Origin of the sequence: Flavobacterium chungbukense (genome assembly GCF_020805785.1) — a bacterium.
In the GTDB taxonomy this organism is placed as follows: domain Bacteria; phylum Bacteroidota; class Bacteroidia; order Flavobacteriales; family Flavobacteriaceae; genus Flavobacterium; species Flavobacterium chungbukense.
The window spans coordinates 266,851-288,344 of record NZ_JAJGZV010000001.1; the positions used below are offsets into that span (position 1 = coordinate 266,851).

A 21,494-nucleotide genomic window follows, 5' to 3' on the forward strand; every position below is an offset into this window, starting at 1 on the left:
AGTAATCATGAAAAAAATATTGATTTTAAGCATCACTTTTCTATCTCTTTTCGGACTAACATCATGCGATAAAGAAGAAATTCAGCCTTATAATGATACCGATAACATTTATTTCTCACGCTCTATAGTTCCATTATATAGCAATGGACCACTTATAGACAGCACCGGATTTAGTTTTGGTTTGGATAACGCTGCCATTACAGAAAGAATTTTCCCTATTGCTATACGAGTTCAAGGAAAAGTTAGCAATGTTGATCGACAAATAAAACTTACCGTTGACCCATCAAGTACAGCCGTTTTAGGAACTCATTTTAAATTTCCAGAAAATATGGTAATGCGCGCTGGAAAAGAGATAGATACTATTTTTCTAAAGGTTTTAAGAACTCCAGATATGAAAACTAAAGATTTTACAGCAGTGCTAAATCTGGAAGAAAATGAATTTTTTACCACGAAGATGCAATCAAGAGTGACGAATGTTTTGACGGGAAAAACCATAAGTTTTATTCGTTTTAAATTATCATTTAATGATAAATTATCGACACCGCTAGGTTGGATTACTGCCAATTTTGGTGTCTTTACCGCAAAGAAATTTTTCCTAATGTGTGAACTGATGGATTTAGAACCTGAGATGTTTAATCAAGCACCAGGAGGTACAGGTCTTTCAATTCCCGATTATCAGTATTATCAAAACTTTATGAAACGCTATTTAGCCGATCAGAAAGCTTCAGGAAATACCATTTATGAAGAAAATGGAAATGAAATGTTCTTTCCATAAAAAATCATTTTTTTAATTTCAAAAATATAAAACGATGTTTAAAAATATAACAATAAAAATAGCTGCATTAATGGTTCTTTTTCTTGCCTACAGTTGCGTTAGCGATGAGGGAAATTATGATTATGAGAAGATCAATGAGCTAGAAGTAACTGGAATAGAAAAAGAATATACAGCGTATACAGGAGATAATTTTACAATAAAACCCAATATAAATCCAACTTTAGACGATGGTACAAATCCCGATCGTTACGAGTATAAATGGGTGGCTTTAAATCCTACAAAATTAGCATACGAGGCTCGAACTACCGTTGCTACAACAAAAAATATTGAAGGAATTTTAAAATTGCCGCCAGCAAAATACAATCTTTATTATTTCATAAAGGATAAAATAACAGGAGTAACTTGGCAGCAGCCCATAATTACATTAAATGTAGTTTCGTCAATTTATGAAGGCTGGCTTGTGGTTGGAGATGTTGATGGAAAAGCGAGATTAGATATGGTTTCCATAATTCCTGGGGTTGCGCAGCCACGTATTATTAATGATGTTTTAGACGCTTCCGGATCTACTTTAAAGTTGAGTGGAAAAGCAGTAGATGTGGAATGTTTCAGTACACCTTTGCCTGGCGCTGTTATTTACGGTGTTTATGTAACCGCTTCTGAGTCTGGAACATCTAGATTAGAACCTGATTCTTTTGCTTGGAGCCAAACACAAAATATTGCTTATGAAACTGTTGGAGGCGCTTTTCCAACAAATTTCGCAGTAGATTTTATGAAACCTATTAATGGAGGAGAGAATTTTCTCTTTAAAAATGGTGATATCTATTATTTTAACAGAACACAGCAAATTAGATATGGACTGCCACAAAACAAAGTCGACTTAGAAACCAAACTTTTTACGGCGGCACCTTTTATTGCAGAAACTGGTTCTACAGGAACTCCAGTCTTTTTTGATGTAGAAAAATATCGTTTTTTACGTTACAGTTATTCAAAAGGAAATTGCTCGGCGATGCCTCCTGTTACAGCTTCTGCAACAACATTAGATTGGAATAATACCAATTGCGAATTGGTTTACATGACCAATTCTAATTTTAATTTGAATGAAAATTTTGCGGTCTTAAAGAATATTTCAACAGGCAAATTTTATCTATTGCGTTTTACCACTGGTGCTGTGCAAACCTATTACAAAGAAATGCTGAATGCTCCGGATTTAGATAAAGCAACAAAATTTGCTGTAAGTCCAGATGCTGGATACTTATTCTATTCAGTTGGTAACAAAGTATATGAATATGACAGCGGAACTCAATCTGCAAAATTGATGTTAGATAAAGGAAATGAAGAAATTACCTATCTAGGTTTTAGCAAAAGAGGCCCGAAAGTAATCAGCAAATTAATTTTAGGTACTTACAGCACAACCGGAAAATTAGAATTATATACCGTTCCGCCTGTAAACGGAAATTTAGTTTTAGAAAATACCTATACAGGTTTATGTAAAATTGTTGATGTTTCTTACCGTGTACGATAATTAAATAAACTTGAAATCTTAAAAAAAGCCGAATGAAAATTAGAATTCATTCGGCTTCTAAAACCCACATTTTATGAAACGATTTTTTAAAATCGCAAGCGCAGTTTTGCTGCTTGCCTGTCATTCTTTTGCCTTAAAAGCACAGACACAATCTACCGAAGGAAGCTGGATACAAACTAAAAAACAAGCTCAAACGGAGAAAAAATTAATCTTTGTCGATTTGTATTTTACGGGCTGTATGCCATGCGCACAAATGGACAAAGAAGTATTTCCAGATCCGAAAGTAGCGGCTCTTTTGAATGCTGATTTTGTCACTTTCAAATCGGATATTTTAAAAGAAGAAATCGGGAAAAAATTATGCATGAAATACGGCGTAACTGGTTTTCCAACATTTTTATTGATGAGCGCTGAAGGAAAAGTTATTGATATTGCTGGCGGTTTTCATAGCGTAGAGCAATTTACAGCTTTGCTTCAAAACGCTAAAGAGTCGGCTAAAAAAGGTGTTTTCAAAAAGTATAGTCCAGAAATTCAAGAAAAAGAGTATCCAGATTTTTATAAACAAGCGTATTTAGACGGAAAAAGAAATGTGCCTTTTGAGGTTATCGATACTTATTTAAAATCTAAAGAGACTTCTGATGAAATTTATTTTGTAATCGTTACGGGTTTAAGAGTCGGAAAACAATATGATGATGCTTTTCTTTTTAACAGTAAAAAATTTGCAAAAGATTACGGAAGATGGAGCGTGACCAATCACGTATTTACCATTTTGCAACGCAAGAAAAAAGAATACGAAAAAAAGAAAGATTTGAAAGGATTTACAGAATTAGTAAATGATTCTAAAGAACTCTACACGCCAGAAGAATTTACAAAATACTCAGCTATTTTATTAAAAGATTTTGGAGTAGAAAAAGTGGTCGTTAATCCGTCAGCTTCAAAAAAGTAAGTTTCAATGAAAAAGATATTCTTGTTTTCAATATTGATTTTTGGCTGTTCAATGTATGCGCAAAATAGCATTCAGAAATCTATTGAAATGTTCGAAAAAGCCTTTCAGAACAAAGATTACAATAGCATGAAAAATCTTTTGTCACCACAATTTACAGTCGGTGTTGGAGATGCTTCATCAAACGAATATTATTTGAATGGTATTTTCAATGCATTTCCAGTTTTAGATTCTATTCAAATTGGAAAAAAGGTAGAAATGAAAAACGAAACCTATGTTTTGGCCGATTTTTGTTTTAAAGGAAAAGAAAAAAAGCCGTCTCAGATTGTTTTCAATTCAGAAAATAAAATTTTGTACGTGACATTTTTTGATGGTTTATACAAAGTCGACCGACATGCCACAGTAAAGGAAGTGGCAAGTATTCCGTTTGAAATTATCGAAAACGGAATTGCTATTAAAATCAAATTAAACAAAGCCAATCGTGAATTTTTAATGCTTTTTGATACAGGCGCAGACGGAATGGCTTTAAATCCCGACAGTGCTTACAAAGCGGGTGTTGTGGTCACCAAAACGAAATCGACTTCTGTGGTTGGCGGAAGTCAGGAAGTAAAGTATTCTGCAGACAATACCATTTATATTGGCGATCAGGTTTTAAAAAATCAAGGTTTGGTCATTTTTCCGAAACATGGTGTCTACGACGGATTGTTTGGCGCAAACTTGTTGCGAAATTTCATTACGTCAGTCAATTTTGATACGATGACAATCGATTTGTACAATTTTGGAAATTTCAATTATTGGGGAAAAGCAAAGCCATTTGTTTTTGATTACAAATCGGGACTTCCGGTCGTAAAAATGAATCTGACTTTTGAAGACAAAAAAACAGTCGAAGGCAATTTTACTTTTGATACTGGCGCAGGCTACGATTTGATCGCGTACGGACCTTTCAATCATAAAAATAATTTGGAAGCAAGTCTAAAAACGGAATATACTTCTGTGAATTACAGCTTAGGAAAACAAACTAAAATTGTTGGCGGTGCAATTCCGAATGTGGCAATTAACGGAAATAATTTTCCAAATGTAACTGTAGCAATTCAAGAATATGACGAAGCCAATAAAAACTGGGCTTTCGCCGATGGATCTTTGGGAATTGATTTAATAAAACGTTTCAATTTTACAATTGATCTTTTGCACAAAACGGTCTATTTAGAACCTAATAAAAATTTCAAAAAAACATCTTCTTTTTACTTGGGCGGAATGGATTTAGATTTTGATGACAACCAAAATTTAGTAGTAAAAAGAATTATCGATCAGCAAAATGAGGACTTAAAGAAAGTTAAAGCTGGAGCAAAAGTTACTCAGATAAACGATTTTGAAGCCAAAGATTTATTGAAACCAGAAAACCTTAAAAAGCTGAAAGAATCTAAAGAAAGTAAAGATTTTATTATCGAACAAGACAATCAATCTATGCAAATTTCAATTAAAAATAGCAACTAAAAAACAAAAAAATATGAAAAAGAATGCTTTTTATTTCATTATGACCTTTATTATGGTTCAAATGAGTTATGCTGTAAATCTGTCTGATTATGCAGTAATTAAAGGAACAATTGCGATTCCAGATTTGAAGACAAAAGAAATTACGCTTTACAATGTTGAAGAAGGAAAGCCAGTTGTTGCCGCTACAGCAAAAGTTAATTCTCTGGGGGAGTTTGGCTTTTTGACACCAGTTTCAGCTGCTGGCTTTTATTATGTAGATTACGGACAATTTAAAAGTAGAAACCAATTAATTCGTTTGTATCTAGAACCAAAATTGGATATCAATCTTGCGATAAGTAAAGATTCGTATGTTTTGAGCGGAAAAAATATCGGACAGAACGCTTTAGTTCAAAAAGCAAATGAAATCTATAACGAATTTGCACCTTTTGCCAGACTTGGTGGAGATGCAACGTATGTAGAATTTTATCCTTGGCTTGATAAAGGAGTTGCAAAAGCCGATGAATTTTCAAAATCGATAAAAACTAAAGATGCTAATTTCAATAAATTATTAAAGTTAGCAGTGGCAACAGATGTAGAAGAATTAACATATACTTTTTTCAGAATGCCTAGAACTGCATTTCCTGACAAAGACGATCGTCCAGCAGTAATCAAAACATGGCAGACAGATAAAAAGTTTACAGATCCAGATTTATTAAAATTACAAAATGGCGTTTCTCTAATGTCAAATTATTTCTTTTATGTAACGATGAATTCTGGCGACGCACCAAAACGTTTAGATTTAACAGAAGCAGTTACACATATTACAGATCCAGCTCTAAAAGATGTTTATTTGCGCGACGCCGTTGCAACTTCAAGAATGAAAATTGAAGAATACGAAAAAATTGCACCAAGCATCAAACCGTTAATGGTTTCAGGTGCTAGTAAAGCATTTTTATTAGAATATGAAAAAGTATTGCATAAAAACGTAGGTCAAAAAGGGTTAGATTTTACGTATAAAGATATCAATGATAAACCAGTTTCTTTTTCAGATTTTAAAGGTAAATTTGTCTACATCGATTTATGGGCAACTTGGTGCGGACCATGTAAAGCAGAGATTCCACACATGAAAAAAATCGAAGAAGATTACCACGGAAAAAACATTGTATTTGTAAGTCTTTCATTAGACAAAGCAAAAGATGCTCAAAAGTGGAAAGATTATGTAACAAAAGAACAATTAAAAGGAATTCAGTTAATGGCAGACAAAGATTTTGGCTCTGATGTGGCTAAAAATTACGATGTAAATGCCATTCCGAGATTCTTATTGTTCGATACAAAAGGAAATATCATCAATGCCGATGCGCTTCGTCCTTCTAATCCAGAATTAAGAGCGCAATTGGATAAATTATTGAAGAGTTAATAATTAGCTTTATGAAATACAGCAAAAAAATAGCAATCTTACTGTTTGTCGCCGGATGTTTTTTATCCGCGAAAGCGCAGAACTTTAAAGCAACTGATCCAATTGCGGTCAATCAAAAGATAAAAAAAGGAGTTTTGCCAAACGGAATGACGTATTATATTTATCCGACTGAGGTAAATAAAAATACGGCAAGTTATTATATCATTCAAAATGTAGGTTCTATTTTAGAAAACGACCAGCAGAAAGGTTTGGCTCATTTTCTGGAGCACATGGCGTTTAACGGAACCAAAAATTTTGAAGGAAAAGGTATTTTGAATACGCTTCAAAAACAAGGTGCTGTTTTCGGAAAAAATATCAATGCTTACACGAGCACAGACGAAACAGTTTACAACTTAGATAATATTCCGTCAAAAGATGGAGGAGTTGTCGATACCTGTTTATTGGTGTTGCACGATTGGTCCAATTTTTTATCGCTAACGAATGAAGAAATCGATGCCGAGCGCGGCGTAATTACCGAAGAATGGCGTACAAGACAAAATGCAAGAGCGAGAATTTATAATCAATTAGCGTCATCTTATTACAATAATTCGCTGTATACTGATCGCATGCCGATTGGTGATATGGATATTGTGAAAAACTTCAAATACCAAGTTTTAAAAGATTTTTATAAAGATTGGTATCGTCCGGATTTGCAGGCAATCGCCATTGTTGGAGATATAAATGCAGATGAAATTGAAGCCAAAATCAAAAAACTTTTTGCAGATATTCCGACACCGGTAAATCCAAAAAAACGTTTTGAAATCGCAATTCCAGAAAAAACGGAACCGACTTTTAAATTGGCTTTGGACAAAGAAATTTCGGCTTCGAGTATTAGTTTTATGATTCGTCATGAAACAGAAAAAGCAACCAATACATATGCCGAATTAGAAAAGACAACACAAAGAAATATTGCCTTTTCAATTTTAAATAATCGTTTAGCAGAATTGGCGCAAAAACAAGAATGTCCATTTAAAGGCGCTCAAATTGGCTATCAAAATTATACTCGATTAAACGATATTTGGATTCTGAGTGTTTCTCCAAAACCAGGAAAACAAGCCGAAGCTTTTGTAATGGCTATGAATGAATGGGTGAGAGCGTATAAATTTGGTTTTTCTAAAGGAGAAATCGAAAGAGCCGCTACAGAAACGATTTCGAGCTACGAAAATTATTTAGACAAACTAAATGAGATTTCGCACAAACAAGTAATCGGAATGGTTAAAGAAGATTATTTGAAACATGAAGTACTTGCAGATCCTGTTGCAGAATTTGAAATGACAAAAAGCATTTTAAAAAACATCAATACTAAAATGCTGCAGGAACAAATTAGCAAATTATATACGCAAAAAAATCGTGTAGTAACCGTAACGGGTGTTGATGGCGAAGAAAATCTAATGCAGGAAAAAGCATTTGATATAATTCAGAAAGCTGAAAATGATGCTTCATTGCAACCATATGTAGATACTTTTGAAGGAAAAACACTTTTAGGAAATCTAAAAATTAATCCGGGAAAAATTGTATCTGAGAAAAAAGAAACAGCCATTGATGCAACTACTTTTGTTTTGAGTAACGGTGTAAAAGTGCATTACAAATTTGCAGACAAAAACAAAAAGCAAGTCAATCTAGAAGCAGAAAGTAAAGGCGGAATTTCTTTGTATAAATTTGACGATATACCTTCTGCATATCGTTCGACAAGTCTGGCCATGATGTCTGGAATTGGGGAACTTTCAAATGTTGACTTGGAAAAGGTCTTAAAAGGAAAAATTGCCAATTCTTCTGTAACTATTAATTCTTTAAAAGAAGAAGTTAGCGGTTCTGCGAATGTAAAAGATATCGAAACCATGATGGAGTTGGTTCACTTGCGTTTTGTTCAACCGAGATTTGATGCGCAGATGTATGCCCTTTTAAAACAAAGACTTCAAAACTCTTTAAAAAATAGAGAAAACGACATTAATGCTAAAATGCAAGATAGTTTGTCCAATATTGTTTACGGAAAAAACAATCCAAAAATTCGACCATTAAATCAAAAATATATCGATGATTTGTCTTTTGATAAAATGAAATCTATTTATCTGGATCGTTTTGCAGATGTTTCAAACTTTGAATTCTACATTGTTGGAGATGTTACGCCAGAAGTTTTAAAACCATTATTAGAAAAATATATTGCGAGTATAAAAGGCATTAAAAGAAATGAAAAATTTAAAGTAGATGTTCCAGAATGGACTTCAAAGAAAATCGATCGTGATGTTTTTATAAAAATGGAAACACCTAAAAGTGCTGTAAATATCGCTTTCATGAAAGATTATGCCTATTCTCAAAAAAATAGAATTTTGAATTCTTTTTTAGGCGATATATTGACTTTACGTTACACAGAAAGTCTTCGTGAAAAAGAAGGAGGAACTTACGGTGCGCAAGTGAAAGGTTCTCTAGTAAAAGATCCAATTACAAAAGGAGGCATTCAAATTACTTTTGATTGTGATGCAGACAAAGTAGAACATTTACTGCCAATTGTTTATCAGGAAATTGATAAAATCAAAAAAGGCGAAATTGCCGCTGAAGATATTGAGAAAACGAGAAAGAGCTATTTAAAATCAAGAGAAGACAGCAAAAACTTTAATAGTTACAGCATGAGCTTGATTTCTAATTATTTTGAAGAAGGCTACAATATGAATGATCCTAAAAATTTTGAAGATATTGTAAACAGCATCACTTCTAAAGAGATTCAAGAATTTGCCAATTCTCTTTTAGACAAAGCAGATTCTATGGAAATAGTCTTCAAACCACTAAAATAATCTAGCTGATTTTTATTTACTAGAGTTTAATTTGTATTTCCCTATCAAATAATATTTTGAATTAGTAAGCAATGTAATTTGTATAGCGGATTTCATAGAGGGTTGTTTTATCTATTCAGCCCTCTTAATTAAAGATTTTACCCATGAAAAAAAATATATTTTTACTGGGCTTCTTCCTGCTGTTTTCCATATTCGTAAAAGCTCAAATCTATAATCCCTTAAAATGGAAAACGAGCGTAGAGAAAATATCTGATACAGAATACGAATTGCAGGCAAAAGCCATTATAGAATCGGGCTGGCACTTATACAGTCAGGTAGTTTCGGACGGAGGACCAATTCCGACTCGTTTTAATTTTATAAAAAGTGCAGATTATCAATTGATTGATGCTGTAAAAGAAGAAAAAGGAAAAACGATTAACGATCCTGTTTTTAAAATGCAGATTAAGTTTTTTGAGAAAGAAACCACTTTTAGACAGCGCATCAAATTACTATCATCGAACCCTTTCAAAATCAAAGCTGATCTTGAATTTATGGTTTGTAATGATGAAAACTGCCTTCCGCCTGGAACAGACGAATTGGAGTTTAGCGTTGTTCCTTCCGCGAAAGCGAAAATTTTAATTGAAAGTGCAGTAAAGACAGAAACAAAAATTGAAGAAGTTGATTCTTCTGGAACAGACTTACAAGAAAAAAAAGCAGAAATTGTTCCGTTAGAAATTGTAAAAACGCCTCAAAAAGTGTTGAAAAAACAAAATCCAGAAACAGCATCAAGAAGTTTATGGACGATTTTTCTATTGTCTTTTTTCTCAGGTTTTGCAGCATTGTTAACGCCTTGCGTTTTTCCAATGATCCCGATGACGGTGAGTTTTTTTACCAAACAGAGCAAAACCAAATCGCAAGGAATTAGAAAAGCGATTTTTTACGGAATTGCAATTATTGCCATTTATATCTTTTTGGGAGCTGTAGTCACTTGGATTTTTGGAGCAGATTCTCTAAATGCACTTTCTACAAATGTTTGGTTCAATCTGATCTTTTTTGTACTTCTCATGATTTTTGCTTTCTCATTTTTGGGCGCATTCGAAATTATGCTTCCAAATTCGTGGGCAAATAAAGTGGATTCACAAGCAGATAGAGGTGGTATTGTCGGAATATTATTTATGGCGTTAGCTTTGGCTATTGTCTCTTTTTCTTGCACAGGACCAATTGTCGGAACATTATTGGTCGAAGCCGCTTCGCGCGGAGGAATCGCACCTTTTGTCGGAATGTTTGGTTTTTCGCTGGCTTTAGCTTTGCCGTTTACTTTATTTGCCGCTTTTCCAGGCTGGTTGAATTCGCTTCCAAAATCGGGCGGTTGGCTCAATTCGGTTAAAGTATTTTTAGGGTTTTTAGAAATGGCTTTGGCTTTTAAATTTCTTTCGAATGCCGATTTGGTTTTGCAATTGCATTGGCTGGAAAGAGAAGCGTTTTTAGCGATTTGGATTGCCATTTTCGGAACACTGACTTTTTATTTGTTTGGAAAAATTCAATTGCCGCATGATAGTCCGATTCAAAATATAAGCGTTCCTAGATTAGGACTTGGAGTTGTCGTTTTGGCTTTTACTATTTATTTAATTCCAGGAATATGGGGCGCGCCTCTAAAAATGATTAGCGGTTTTCCGCCGCCAATGCATTATAGCGAAATTCCCAATGGTTTGAATAATTCGTCTTCCAAAGAAATAACACAAAACCTGCCAGAAGGCGCAGAACTTGGTCCGCATAATATTATGGCTTTTACCGATTATGATTTAGGAATGCAGTATGCCAAAAAGATAGGAAAACCTGTTATGATTGATTTTACGGGTCATGCCTGCGTAAACTGCCGTAAAATGGAAGATAATGTTTGGTCTGACGAAAAGATTCAGAAAATCTTAAAAGGCGATTTGGTTTTAATTTCACTTTATGTGGATGATAAAAGAGAACTGAATCCAGAGGAACAAATCACTTCTCAATTGACTGGGAAAAAACTAAAATACATTGGACAAAAATGGAGCGAATTTCAAACGCTTACTTATAAAACCAATGCGCAACCTTTTTATGTTTTAGTAAATCATGACGGAGAAACCTTGAATGAAACGTCAGCTTATAATCCTGATATTAAGGAGTATTTAAACTGGCTTCAAAAAGGTGTTTCCAATTTTGAAAAAAGTTCGTAAACAGAATTTTTACCTTTATTTTATATTTATTATTGTTGATGGAAAGGCTGTCTCAAATTTTGAAGCAGCTTTTTTTATTCATTTATATTTTTGTTCCTTAGGAACATTTCGTCGGTAGAAAAATAATATTGGTGTCGTTCTGCAACGTTCCATTGGAACGTTTGATTTCATTTTTTGTAACAATCTGGGATATCAAACGTTTCTATTGAACGTAAACGTGATTGGCGGTTATTTTTTCTACCGACGAAACATTCCTACGGAATTGATTGCGGTACATTTATAAAATAAAAAAGCGTCTATTTCATATTGAAATAAACGCTTTTTTTAGAGTCCTAAGAATATTAAGAAAGTACTGCAACTGGCAGATTTGCAGTAGTTTTTTGAGTAAAATTTAAAGTCATCTGATCCAAATGTCCGAAGAAAAAAGTATCTAAAACTTGTTGAAAAACCGGATGCGCATTTTCGACTTGAACAAATAAACTCATCGAAGAATGCAGTTTTTTTGCACCCAAATCTCCAAGAATTCCTTCAGCAGATTTTTTGTTTAAAGTCAGCATTAGTTTCGAAATCTCAATTAAATGCTTCGATAAAATAGGATGATTTAAAAACTCCGTTGCCTCTTTTAAATCGGCAACAGCATAATAATCAGAAATAGTGCTTTTTCCTAAACCTTTGATTTGAGGAAAAATAAACCACATCCAATGCGTTTCTTTTTTACCTTTTTTAATTTCAGAAAGAGCAGTTAAATACAATTTATTTTGTGCATCTAAAAATCGGGTCAAATCATTCTTTGCGTAAGTCATATCTTGATTTTGTATTAAATCGTTTATAATTGGAGTTTCTTTAATCGGTAACACTTTTGTATTTCTTTTAAGCTTATCAAAATTTTCGAATTCAAAAGTAGAATGTAAATCTGTTTTGGAGTTATAGAATTGTCCTTCGTTGTTATATAATTTCGATAATCTGCACCATGTAGGAATGTCTTGTTAATTTAGTTTTAAAGTTTTGCAAAGACCCAAATTCTAATGTTATTCTAATGTTCGAGAAAATATTTAGGTCTAAATTGCGCGCTTAGAAAAATCAAAATAATTGCCCTAAATCACTGGAGTTTTGAATTGAATTTCAGTGATTTTATCTCAATTTTCGCCTTTTAGACTATGTTGAATAAAATTAAAAATAGCTTTTTATGTAAATGCCTTCAGGTGTTACTAGTCGGCTATTTTTTAATCAGCAGTTTAAATATCTCAAATAGCATGGTTCGCATTATTAGCGATAACGCCGAAACCTATACGGTAAAAGGGATTACATGCAATTTTCTAAAAAAAATCTTCAAGTGTGATGGAATTCCAGAAGAGCTGGATGACTACAAAACAAAAGACACCAAAACTGCCAAATTAGCAAAAGGAATCCCGTTAATGGAATATCTGATTTCATCAGAATCATTAATGCCGAGTTTTTATTTTTTAATAGAATCAGAAGGAAAAAAATATATTGATAATACAATTTTTTCATTTGGTTTTCATGGTAAAATAGATATACCACCTCCTCGAATGAATTCATAAATACTTGTTTTTTAAGGATTAGATAAAAATCTTTATCCTAAATGCGGTTTTTGCCGTATATTTATTCTATGTAATAATCTTGTATTTATACTTACATTTCATGACACCATTTAAACGTTTTTATAACTTATTGCAGCTTGATAAGCGCGATGTGTATCAAATTATCTTCTATGCTGCATTTGCAGGTTTAGTTAATCTTTCCCTGCCTTTAGGAATTCAGGCCATTATTAATTTCATTCAAAGCGGACAACTGAGCGTTTCTTGGATTGTTCTTGTAATTCTAGTTACAATTGGAGTTGGTTTTGGTGGAATTTTGACCATTTTACAGCTTCGAATTGTAGAAAATCTTCAACAGCGAATTTTTGTTCGTTCTTCTTTTGAATTTGCTTACAGAATGCCTTTAATTAAATTTAAAGAAATGTATTCAGAATATGCTCCAGAAAAAGCCAATCGATTCTTCGATACTTTAATGGTACAGAAAGGAACAGCAAAATTACTGTTAGATTTCTGTACAGCATTTCTGCAAGTGGGACTTGGTATTATTTTATTAGTCTTATACCATTCTTTCTTTATGGTTATAGGACTTCTTTTCATTGTTATTTTATGGGTCATTTTTAAATTTTCATATAAAGATGGTCTAGAAACCAGTCTTAACGAATCGAAGTTTAAATATAAAGTTGCAGCATGGCTTCAAGAAATTGCAAGAAACAGAGAAAGTTTTCGAAGAAAAGGAGCTTTTGAGTATGCCTTGGAAAGAAATGATGGCTATGTCACTAACTATGTCAATTACCGCGAAAAACACTTTCAGGTAATGAAAAAACAATATATTCAGCTTACTATTTTTAAAGTAATTGTTACTGCTGCCTTATTATCGATCGGTGGTTTTCTGGTAATTCACCACCAAATGAACATAGGGCAGTTCGTAGCAGCTGAAATCGTAATTGTATTGCTTATTAACTCTGTAGAAAAAATCATTTTCGGGTTAGAATCTTTCTATGACGTTTTGACTTCTGTTGAAAAAATTGGACAGGTTACCGATATGGAAATTTCATGCATTCCTGAAACTTCAGACAAAACAGAAAAAGGAATCAATATTGAGACAGAAAGTATCAATTATAATTATCCAGAACACAACAAAAAATCGCTTAAGAATATTAATTTGAAAATCTCTCAGGGAGAAAAAATTATTCTTACCGGAACAAACGGTGCCGGAAAAAGTACTTTATTGCGATTACTTTCAGGTGTTTTAGAACCAGAAAGCGGTGCCATGTATGTGACCGATAATTTTATGAACCGTCTTAGCGAAGATACTTACCGAGCGCAAGCAGGAACCTATTTGCAAGGCGATACCTTATTTGCAGGAACAATCAGAGAAAATATTGTTTTTGGAAATGAAGAATTAAATAGTGATGATTTAAAATGGGCTTTAGATAATGTAGGTCTTTCACCATACATTAAAACTTTCGAGAATGGATTAGAAAATCAGATTCATCCCGGAGGACGCGAACTTTCTGCTTCTGATGTTCAAAAAATTCTTTTGGCAAGAAGTATTGTGAGCAAACCAAATATTTTATTCTTGGAAGATCCTGTTGATAAAATGGATGAATTGACTTCGAATAAAATTGTTGATTTTTTACTTTCCGAAGAAAACGATTGGACTGTAATTGTAACTTCTAAAAGCGATATTTGGAAGAGCAAATGCAGCCGTATGATCACAATCGACGACGGAAAAATTATTAACGACATAAAGCTTTAATCATGCTCAATATATCTAAAGATAATAACGTACTTATAACTCCGGGAAAATACAAATCGATTACGAGTGTTGCCCGCAGACCACATTATAAAATTTTAAATAAAGTCATAATTGGATTTTTGATTTTCCTTATATGCTGCCTTTTTCTGCCATGGACACAAAATATTTCAGGAAGCGGTTCGGTTACGACTTTAAAACCAGATCAAAGACCTCAAACGGTACATAATGCAATTGCAGGTCGAATTGAAAAATGGTTTGTAAAAGAAGGAGATTATGTAAAAAAAGGAGATACCATTCTTTTTATTTCAGAGATCAAAGAAGATTATTTAGATCCAAATTTGGTTGGAAATACCAAACAGCAAGTCGATGCTAAAAAAATGGCGGTTGAATCGTACGGTGATAAAGTAAATTCTCTTGATGTTCAGGCGCAGTCTTTAAATACAGAAAGACAATTGAAATTGGAGCAAGCGGGAAATAAAATCAAACAAGCAAGACTGAAAATAAAAAGTGACAGTATGGACCTTGTTGCCGTTAGAACGCAATTGAGAATCGCAAAAACGCAGTTTGACCGTTCTACAGCTTTAAATAAAGAAGGTTTAAAACCGATGACAGACGTAGAGCAAAAAAGATTGAAATTGCAAGAGTCTGAAGCTTATATTATTACGCAAGAAAATAAATTATTAAGCAGTCGAAACGAATTGATCAATGCGAAAGTAGAAATTAATAGAATTACGGCTGAATATGCTGAGAAAATTTCTAAATCAAGAAGTGATAAATTTACAGCATTAAGTACACAGTACGATACAGAGGCTCAGGTAAATAAGTTAGAAAATCAATATACCAATTACAGATTAAGAAATGGTTTGTATTACATTACAGCACCACAAAGCGGTTATGTAAACCGTGCTTTACTGGCAGGTCTTGGAGAAACGATAAAAGAAGGAACTTCAGTAGTAAGTATCATGCCTTCTAAATACGATATTGCGGTAGAAACTTACGTAGACCCAATCGATTTACCATTGGTGCATCGTGGCGCAAAAGTTCGTGTTTGGTTTGATGGATGGCCTAGAATTGTATTTTCTGGATGGCCTGGATTGTCTTATGGAACTTACGGAGGAAAAATTGTAGCGGTAGAAAACTTTATCAGTCCAAACGGAAAGTATAGAATTTTGGTTTCACCAGATGGAGAAGATCGCCACTGGCCAAAAGAATTGAGCATTGGTGCTGGAGCACAAAGTATTGCGTTGCTAGAAACGGTTTCGGTATGGTATGAGATTTGGCGAAACTTAAACGGTTTCCCTCCAAATTATTATAATTCAGGAGAAAAAGAAGCAAAAGGAAAGGAGAAAAAGTAAAATGAGAAATCTTGTAAAATTGTTTTCTTTCTTAACGCTGTTCTGCTTTTCTACAATGCAAGGTCAAAACTTTAATGAAGAGGAGCTAACTTTTATCGAGTATTTGGGATATGTAAAAAAATACCATCCGCTCGTAAAACAGGCTAATCTTGAAGTGAGCAATGCGCAAGCTAAATTGATGGCAGCGCGAGGCGGATTTGATCCTAAAATTGAAGTAGATTACAATAAGAAAGAATTTAAAGGCACAGAATATTATTCGTTATTAAACAGCAGTTTCAAAATTCCTACTTGGTACGGAATTGAAGTAAAAGCAGGTTTTGATGATACCGACGGACAGTATTATAATCCGCAAAATCGTACGCCAGAAGCAGGTTTAGCGTCGCTTGGAATTACGGTTGCTTTGGGTCAGGGAATGTTTATTAACCAGCGAATGGCCGATGTCAGAGAAGGGAAATTGAACCTGAAGCTAAGTGATGCACAGCGTAAACTAAGAGCCATCGAAGTCTTGTATCAGGCAAGTGAAGCTTATTTTGAATGGAGAAAAAGTTACAACGAAGCAGAACTTTACAAAAATTATTTAGGTTTTGCCAGCACTCGTTTTACTGGTGTTAAAAAATTAATTGAATCTGGAGATTCGCCAGCCATTGATAGTGTAGAAGCTAAAATTACTGTTAGAAACAGAGAATTAAATGTTGAAAACGGAAATCTAAAATTGGCTAAAGCAAAGCTTAAACTAGCTAATTTTTTATGGATTGAAAATGTTCCGGTTGAATTGGGAGAGATGGTAAAACCAGAGCAGAATTTAGGTCAAACTATCGAAGAAACTCTTAGAACTGATGCTATGATGGTTGATGTTGAGTCTTTAGATTCGCATCCTAAAATTCAATCTATGGAAACTAAATTGTCTATTTTGGAAGTAAATCGTCAGTTGAAAGCCAATTCGTTGCTGCCAAAAGTTAACGTTGGTTACAATTATATTTCAGATCCAAATTACTGGAATACTTTTAATGCAGACGATTATAAATTCAACATCGATTTTAGTTTTCCGATTTTCTTAAGAAAAGAGCGCGGAAATTTGAAATTGGCTAAATTAAAAATTCAAGATATGCAATTTGATATTGGCCAGCAGAGAGTAGAATTGAAAAATAAAATCAAAGCGCAACAAACAGAAATTGCTTCTTTAAGAAGACAAAAAATAGTTATTGATAATTTGGTAAATGATTACATGACGATGTTGAATTCAGAAGAGAAACTATTTTCTTTTGGGGAAAGTTCTATTTTCTTAATCAATTCGAGAGAGAATAATTTAGTAAGTGCTAAGTTGTCTCAAATTAGTTTAGAAAATCAATTTTATCTTTCGAATGCCGAATTGTATAAGATCTTGGCAAATCCAGATTAAAACATAAAATATGCAGTTTGCGATGACTGTACTATATTAATTTTCAGAATTTAATTTTAAAAAAAAGCTTCAGATAGTTTCTGAAGCTTTTTTTGTTTGAAGATTAACCGAGTTCTTTTTTATAAATTTGAAAAAAGAAATAAAGCGAAAAATGAAACAAGCAATCATAAATGCTGTCGTGCATACCGGCGAAGAAATAATTGAAAATGGAGTTGTAGTTGTAGAAAACGGAAAAATTATTTCAGTCCAGAAAGAAATTCCAAATGATATTGAACAAATAGATTTGGAAGGAAATCATCTTGCTGCAGGATTTATAGATATTCAGATAAATGGGGGAGAAAAGTACTATTTCAGTCAAACTCCAAATGAAGAAACAATTCAAGATATTTACGACGCAAGTATGAAATATGGTACAACGCATGTTTTGCCTTGCTTGATTTCGTCTTCAAAAGAAACTATTTTAAAAGGAATTGAAGCCGTTCGCGAATACATGAAAAAGCACAATAATGGCGTAATAGGAATGCATTTGGAAGGGCCATTTTTGAATCCGTTAAGACGTGGCGCGCATAGTATTGATCAGGTTAGAAAACCTACAAATGAAGAACTTCAAGAAATAATCAGTAAAGGAAAAGATGTTATAAAAGTAATTACGATTGCTCCAGAATGTTTTACAGAAGAACAATTGCAAATGCTAATTGAAAGCGGAATCACAATTTCTATCGGACATTCTACTATTACCCACAAAGAGGCACAATTTTATTTTTCTAAAGGAATAAATCTAGTAACTCATTTATTCAATGCAATGACGCAATTCGGTCACCGCGAACCTGGTTTAGTCGGAGCTGTTTTCGAAAACGAAGAAGTTTATGCTCCCGTTATTTTAGATGGCGTTCATTGCGATTATGTTGCAGCAAAAATAGCTTATAGATTAAAACAAGAAAAGTTCTTTCTCATCAGCGATGCGACTTTTCTAGGCAGAAAAATTGCCAACTTTAAATGGGATAATTTTGATGCCCATTTGGTAGATGGCTTTTACAGAAATGAAGATGGCAATTTAGCAGGAGCAACAATATCAATGACAGAAGCGGTGCAAAATGCTTTTAATAATCTAAATGTTACGACTGATGAAGCTATAAAAATGGCAACAACAAGAGTAGCTGCCGCTATTGGTCTGCAAGATAAAATAGGAAAGCTAAAATCTGGATTTCCTGCTTCTTTTGTAAAATTTAATAACGATTTATCTAGAATTGAAACTTTAGATTTGACAAATTAGAAGCTTTAAAATCTGAGATTTAGGTGTCGTTACTGCTGATAAAACTTACTTTGTATTCTTTTGAATTAATACTTTTCTTTCAATATGCTTGTTTTTAAAAAGCATATTGATAGTTTTGTAGCATATTTAACCCCAAACCTACTTACTTAACGATGAGAAAAAAAGCTCACTTTTTTGTACTTGCTATTTTGGCAAGTATTGTTTTTGGTTGCAGTGACGATGGCGATACCTACCAGCCAACTTATCTACCAAGCATTGATGCCACAGCTTTACCAAGCGAAAACCATCCGATGACAATGTTTGAAGATAATGAAAGTCCTTCAAAAATGTACGACAAAACAGATCGATGGTTTAGAGTCAACGAACCGTTTCAAATTATTCAAAAAGGAAAAGATTCTGTACAGGTTTCTCTTTATTCTCCGGTCGGACTTACTAATGTAAAAGTGTATGCGAAATTGCCTAATTATGACAAAAGATTTCTGCTGTACAGCTTCTCTAAAGTTCCAGCTTTTCATCGTTCGTTTCATAAAATTCCACTGACAGAGAAGAAAAACGATTATTTGTTAGAAAGCGGAAACACAGTTACGATTGATAAAATAGAAGGTTTTTCTTCTGGCGCAATTCAATTTTCTGTAGAATCTGATGATCCTTTATTTCAAAAATTCAAAAAAATAAAATCAAATCATTTAGTTCAGTTTCATGATGGCTATCACATTAATGAATTAGGAAAATTTCTACCGATGAATCCGGTTCTGGCTAAGGAAGCCATTACAATGATTATTAATTATTCTTACGCATTAAGTCATCCGTTGTATTACAGCACTTTTACCAATTTTGATAAATACAAGCAAGAGCAAGCTGCAACAGCGGGAACTACTATAAACGGAGCCTTAAATTGGCATGGAAATGCAGAAGATGTAAATGGCGTTTACGATTATTTAACTAAAGACGAAATCGAGAAAATCTACTGGAATTATCTAGACAAAAGAACAGTTTATATGGCAATGGTCGGAGGAGATTCTGCTTGGGGCGGAGGAAATTTAGCTTCGCAATGGGAATCTGGTTATGTGAGCGGACATTGGGTAGGAGAGATGTCGGTTTGGTCGCATGAATATTCACATCATATCGGATTCAGCCACAGCAGTAACTTGGCCAATAGTGGCGAAGGCGGTGGGCAGCAAGAAATGCTAACCCATTTTTATAAGTATTTAATTTATTTGAACGACCTCCCTTTTACGGATTCAGATGTTTTAAAAACATGGTCAAAAACAAATTATTTGACTGGAACTTACAAGAAGCCAGTTTTTATTATCAGTCCTAAGAATCCATTTTTACTAAAATATAAAGGTGAAGGAAAATGGAATTAAAATATAAATTGAATATGAGATCTATTTTGCCCTTAATCTTTATACTTTGTTTTTTTACAAATTGCAGTAAAGACGATATCGAATCTAAAAATTACGATTATTATTACCCAACAGACGAAGCTTCTATTACTGCTGAAAATATTTCAGGAAGTAAAACAGCATTTGATCCTAAAGGAATTGCCGTTTCAAACGATAAATTGTATGTTGTAAATGGAGATGTTCTAGAAATTTTTAATGCGCTAACATTAGCTCACATTAAAACGATTAAAGAATACACAAAAGGAACGACAATAATTCCGCTGGTAAGTCTTACTTCTGTTTCTGTTGATAATGGCCGTATCTATGTTGGAAGCACAGAATCAAGATTATTTGTTTTTGATGAAACCACAAATGCCGGAATCAATACCGTTGGAAATGGGCAATGGTGGCAGACTTTTGTTCACGTTTTTGGTGTTGTTGCAAAAGACGGATTGGTATTTGTAAAAGAAAAAAACAATATTATAAAAGTGCTTGAAGCTTCACAAATAACAGAAACCAGTAATTGGAATTTAGAACCTATTGCTAAACTCAATACGATAAATGGTTATACAGAAGTGTATTCGCTAGACATTTATGGCGGCAATTTGGTCGTAGCAGGAAGAGATGCCAAAAGTTATTTATATTACAATATTGCCAATATTAAAGCAAATGCTGCAACTTCATTGACAACGCCAATAGAACCAAATAAAGTCCAGTTTACAGATATAAAACCTATAGCGGTTTCTTTCAGTAAAGATTGGGCAGTAACTTCAGAAAATGTTGGAAGTGCCTCTTATTTGAGATTATATCCGAAAGAAGAATTCAATAAAATGAATTACAAAGCGGTTGTAAATGCTTCCGATATTTTAGGGAAAAATCCATTTGGAACTATAGTGGGAACGGCACAGCTTAACGATCGTATTTTCTTGTCTGATAATACCAATAAAAAAATCAGAGTAATCAAACTCAATAAATCGACGATAGCCGAACAAAACAACTAATTAATCAAGACTTAAATACTAAATTTTAAAAGCCTGTAAATAGATTATTTGCAGGTTTTTTTGTAACGTTTTGCTTTTTTTGATGATTTTATGGCATTGAAAGTATGAATTTTTGTCATAAAATTGAAAATAATTAAAATTGTGTTTTTGATTTAAATAGCTGATATTGAGTGTTTTATTTTTAATTTTGAGAACTTTTTAAAATGAAATCAAAAAAAATAGAATTTAAACTTGACTAAATCGGTAGAATTAGTATATATTTGCATCACAGAAAATTTCTGAAATGATACTTATCCAGAAAGACTGAGGGAATAGGCCCGATGAAGTCTTAGCAACCTGTTGCCCAATAAGGTGCTAAATCCTTCCCGATTTGCGGGACAGATAAGAATAAAGATTTGCTCAAAATCTGAATAAGGTCATCAAATGTTAAAATCTATTTATTAAAAAAATGAAAAGCAAATTAGTTTTATTACACGCCAATTTTGATTGTTTGAATTTATTTTTCCACGAAAATAATATTGAAGTTTTCCGAATGCGAAGACACTAAATTTTTCTCTTTTTTCCTTTTTTAAATAGCATTTGCTGAAGGCCTCTTAACATTGGCCCAGGAATTCTTTTG

Annotated in this window: 15 protein-coding genes and 1 riboswitch; of the genes, 14 read left to right on the forward strand and 1 reads right to left on the reverse strand. The window is 33.4% G+C overall.

The features are described from left to right. Nucleotides 1–7 precede the first annotated feature (7 nt). From LL966_RS01240 to LL966_RS01270, 7 genes are all read left to right on the forward strand, one after another. Entirely contained in the window at nucleotides 8–775 is a 768-nt protein-coding gene (locus LL966_RS01240) for a DUF4843 domain-containing protein (protein ID WP_229349427.1), read from the forward strand. 34 nt (nucleotides 776–809) lie between these two features. Then, nucleotides 810–2,297, forward strand: a complete 1,488-nt coding sequence (locus tag LL966_RS01245) for a PKD-like family lipoprotein (RefSeq protein ID WP_229349429.1) — start codon at nucleotides 810–812, stop codon at nucleotides 2,295–2,297. A gap of 73 nt (nucleotides 2,298–2,370) precedes the next feature. After that, nucleotides 2,371–3,240 (forward strand): thioredoxin family protein, encoded by an 870-nt coding sequence (locus LL966_RS01250; protein WP_229349431.1) that lies wholly within the window; start codon nucleotides 2,371–2,373, stop codon nucleotides 3,238–3,240. Between the two features lie 6 nt (nucleotides 3,241–3,246). Then, entirely contained in the window at nucleotides 3,247–4,731 is a 1,485-nt protein-coding gene (locus tag LL966_RS01255) for a retropepsin-like aspartic protease (RefSeq protein ID WP_229349433.1), read from the forward strand. 13 nt (nucleotides 4,732–4,744) lie between these two features. Next, a complete protein-coding gene (locus LL966_RS01260; RefSeq protein ID WP_229349435.1) occupies nucleotides 4,745–6,127 on the forward strand; it encodes a TlpA family protein disulfide reductase in 1,383 nt (460 codons plus the stop codon). An 11-nt stretch (nucleotides 6,128–6,138) separates the two neighbouring features. Further along, complete coding sequence (locus LL966_RS01265; protein ID WP_229349437.1) at nucleotides 6,139–8,955, forward strand: M16 family metallopeptidase; 2,817 nt, start codon at nucleotides 6,139–6,141, stop codon at nucleotides 8,953–8,955. A 143-nt stretch (nucleotides 8,956–9,098) separates the two neighbouring features. Continuing rightward, nucleotides 9,099–11,144, forward strand: coding sequence for a protein-disulfide reductase DsbD family protein (locus LL966_RS01270; RefSeq protein WP_229349439.1), 2,046 nt, complete (start codon nucleotides 9,099–9,101; stop codon nucleotides 11,142–11,144). Nucleotides 11,145–11,485: 341 nt separating this feature from the next. Here the strand turns inward: LL966_RS01270 and LL966_RS01275 are convergent, their stop codons facing one another. Continuing rightward, complete coding sequence (locus LL966_RS01275; protein WP_229350868.1) at nucleotides 11,486–11,947, reverse strand: DUF1810 domain-containing protein; 462 nt, start codon at nucleotides 11,945–11,947, stop codon at nucleotides 11,486–11,488. A gap of 450 nt (nucleotides 11,948–12,397) precedes the next feature. Between LL966_RS01275 and LL966_RS01280 the strand changes: the two genes are divergently transcribed. The 7 genes from LL966_RS01280 to LL966_RS01310 all read left to right on the forward strand — a co-directional run bounded on the left by LL966_RS01280 (nucleotide 12,398) and on the right by LL966_RS01310 (nucleotide 20,875). Further along, a complete protein-coding gene (locus tag LL966_RS01280) occupies nucleotides 12,398–12,706 on the forward strand; it encodes a hypothetical protein (protein WP_229349441.1) in 309 nt (102 codons plus the stop codon). A gap of 100 nt (nucleotides 12,707–12,806) precedes the next feature. After that, a complete protein-coding gene (locus LL966_RS01285) occupies nucleotides 12,807–14,462 on the forward strand; it encodes a peptidase domain-containing ABC transporter (RefSeq protein ID WP_229349443.1) in 1,656 nt (551 codons plus the stop codon). Between the two features lie 2 nt (nucleotides 14,463–14,464). After that, on the forward strand, nucleotides 14,465–15,817 hold the full coding sequence (locus LL966_RS01290; RefSeq protein WP_229349446.1) for an HlyD family secretion protein: 1,353 nt from the start codon (nucleotides 14,465–14,467) through the stop codon (nucleotides 15,815–15,817). A gap of 1 nt (nucleotide 15,818) precedes the next feature. Further along, entirely contained in the window at nucleotides 15,819–17,216 is a 1,398-nt protein-coding gene (locus LL966_RS01295; RefSeq protein WP_229349448.1) for a TolC family protein, read from the forward strand. Nucleotides 17,217–17,367: 151 nt separating this feature from the next. After that, nucleotides 17,368–18,489: an N-acetylglucosamine-6-phosphate deacetylase gene (nagA, locus tag LL966_RS01300; protein WP_229349450.1), complete on the forward strand. Its 1,122-nt coding sequence runs from the start codon at nucleotides 17,368–17,370 to the stop codon at nucleotides 18,487–18,489. A 152-nt stretch (nucleotides 18,490–18,641) separates the two neighbouring features. Further along, nucleotides 18,642–19,856, forward strand: coding sequence for a hypothetical protein (locus LL966_RS01305; protein WP_229349452.1), 1,215 nt, complete (start codon nucleotides 18,642–18,644; stop codon nucleotides 19,854–19,856). Next, nucleotides 19,847–20,875 carry a hypothetical protein gene (locus tag LL966_RS01310; protein WP_229349454.1) on the forward strand — a complete coding sequence of 343 codons (1,029 nt, stop codon included), beginning with the start codon at nucleotides 19,847–19,849 and terminating at the stop codon, nucleotides 20,873–20,875. Before LL966_RS01305 ends, LL966_RS01310 begins: the two co-directional genes overlap by 10 nt. A gap of 287 nt (nucleotides 20,876–21,162) precedes the next feature. Further along, a riboswitch (SAM riboswitch) is annotated at nucleotides 21,163–21,263 on the forward strand. Nucleotides 21,264–21,494: the final 231 nt, after the last annotated feature.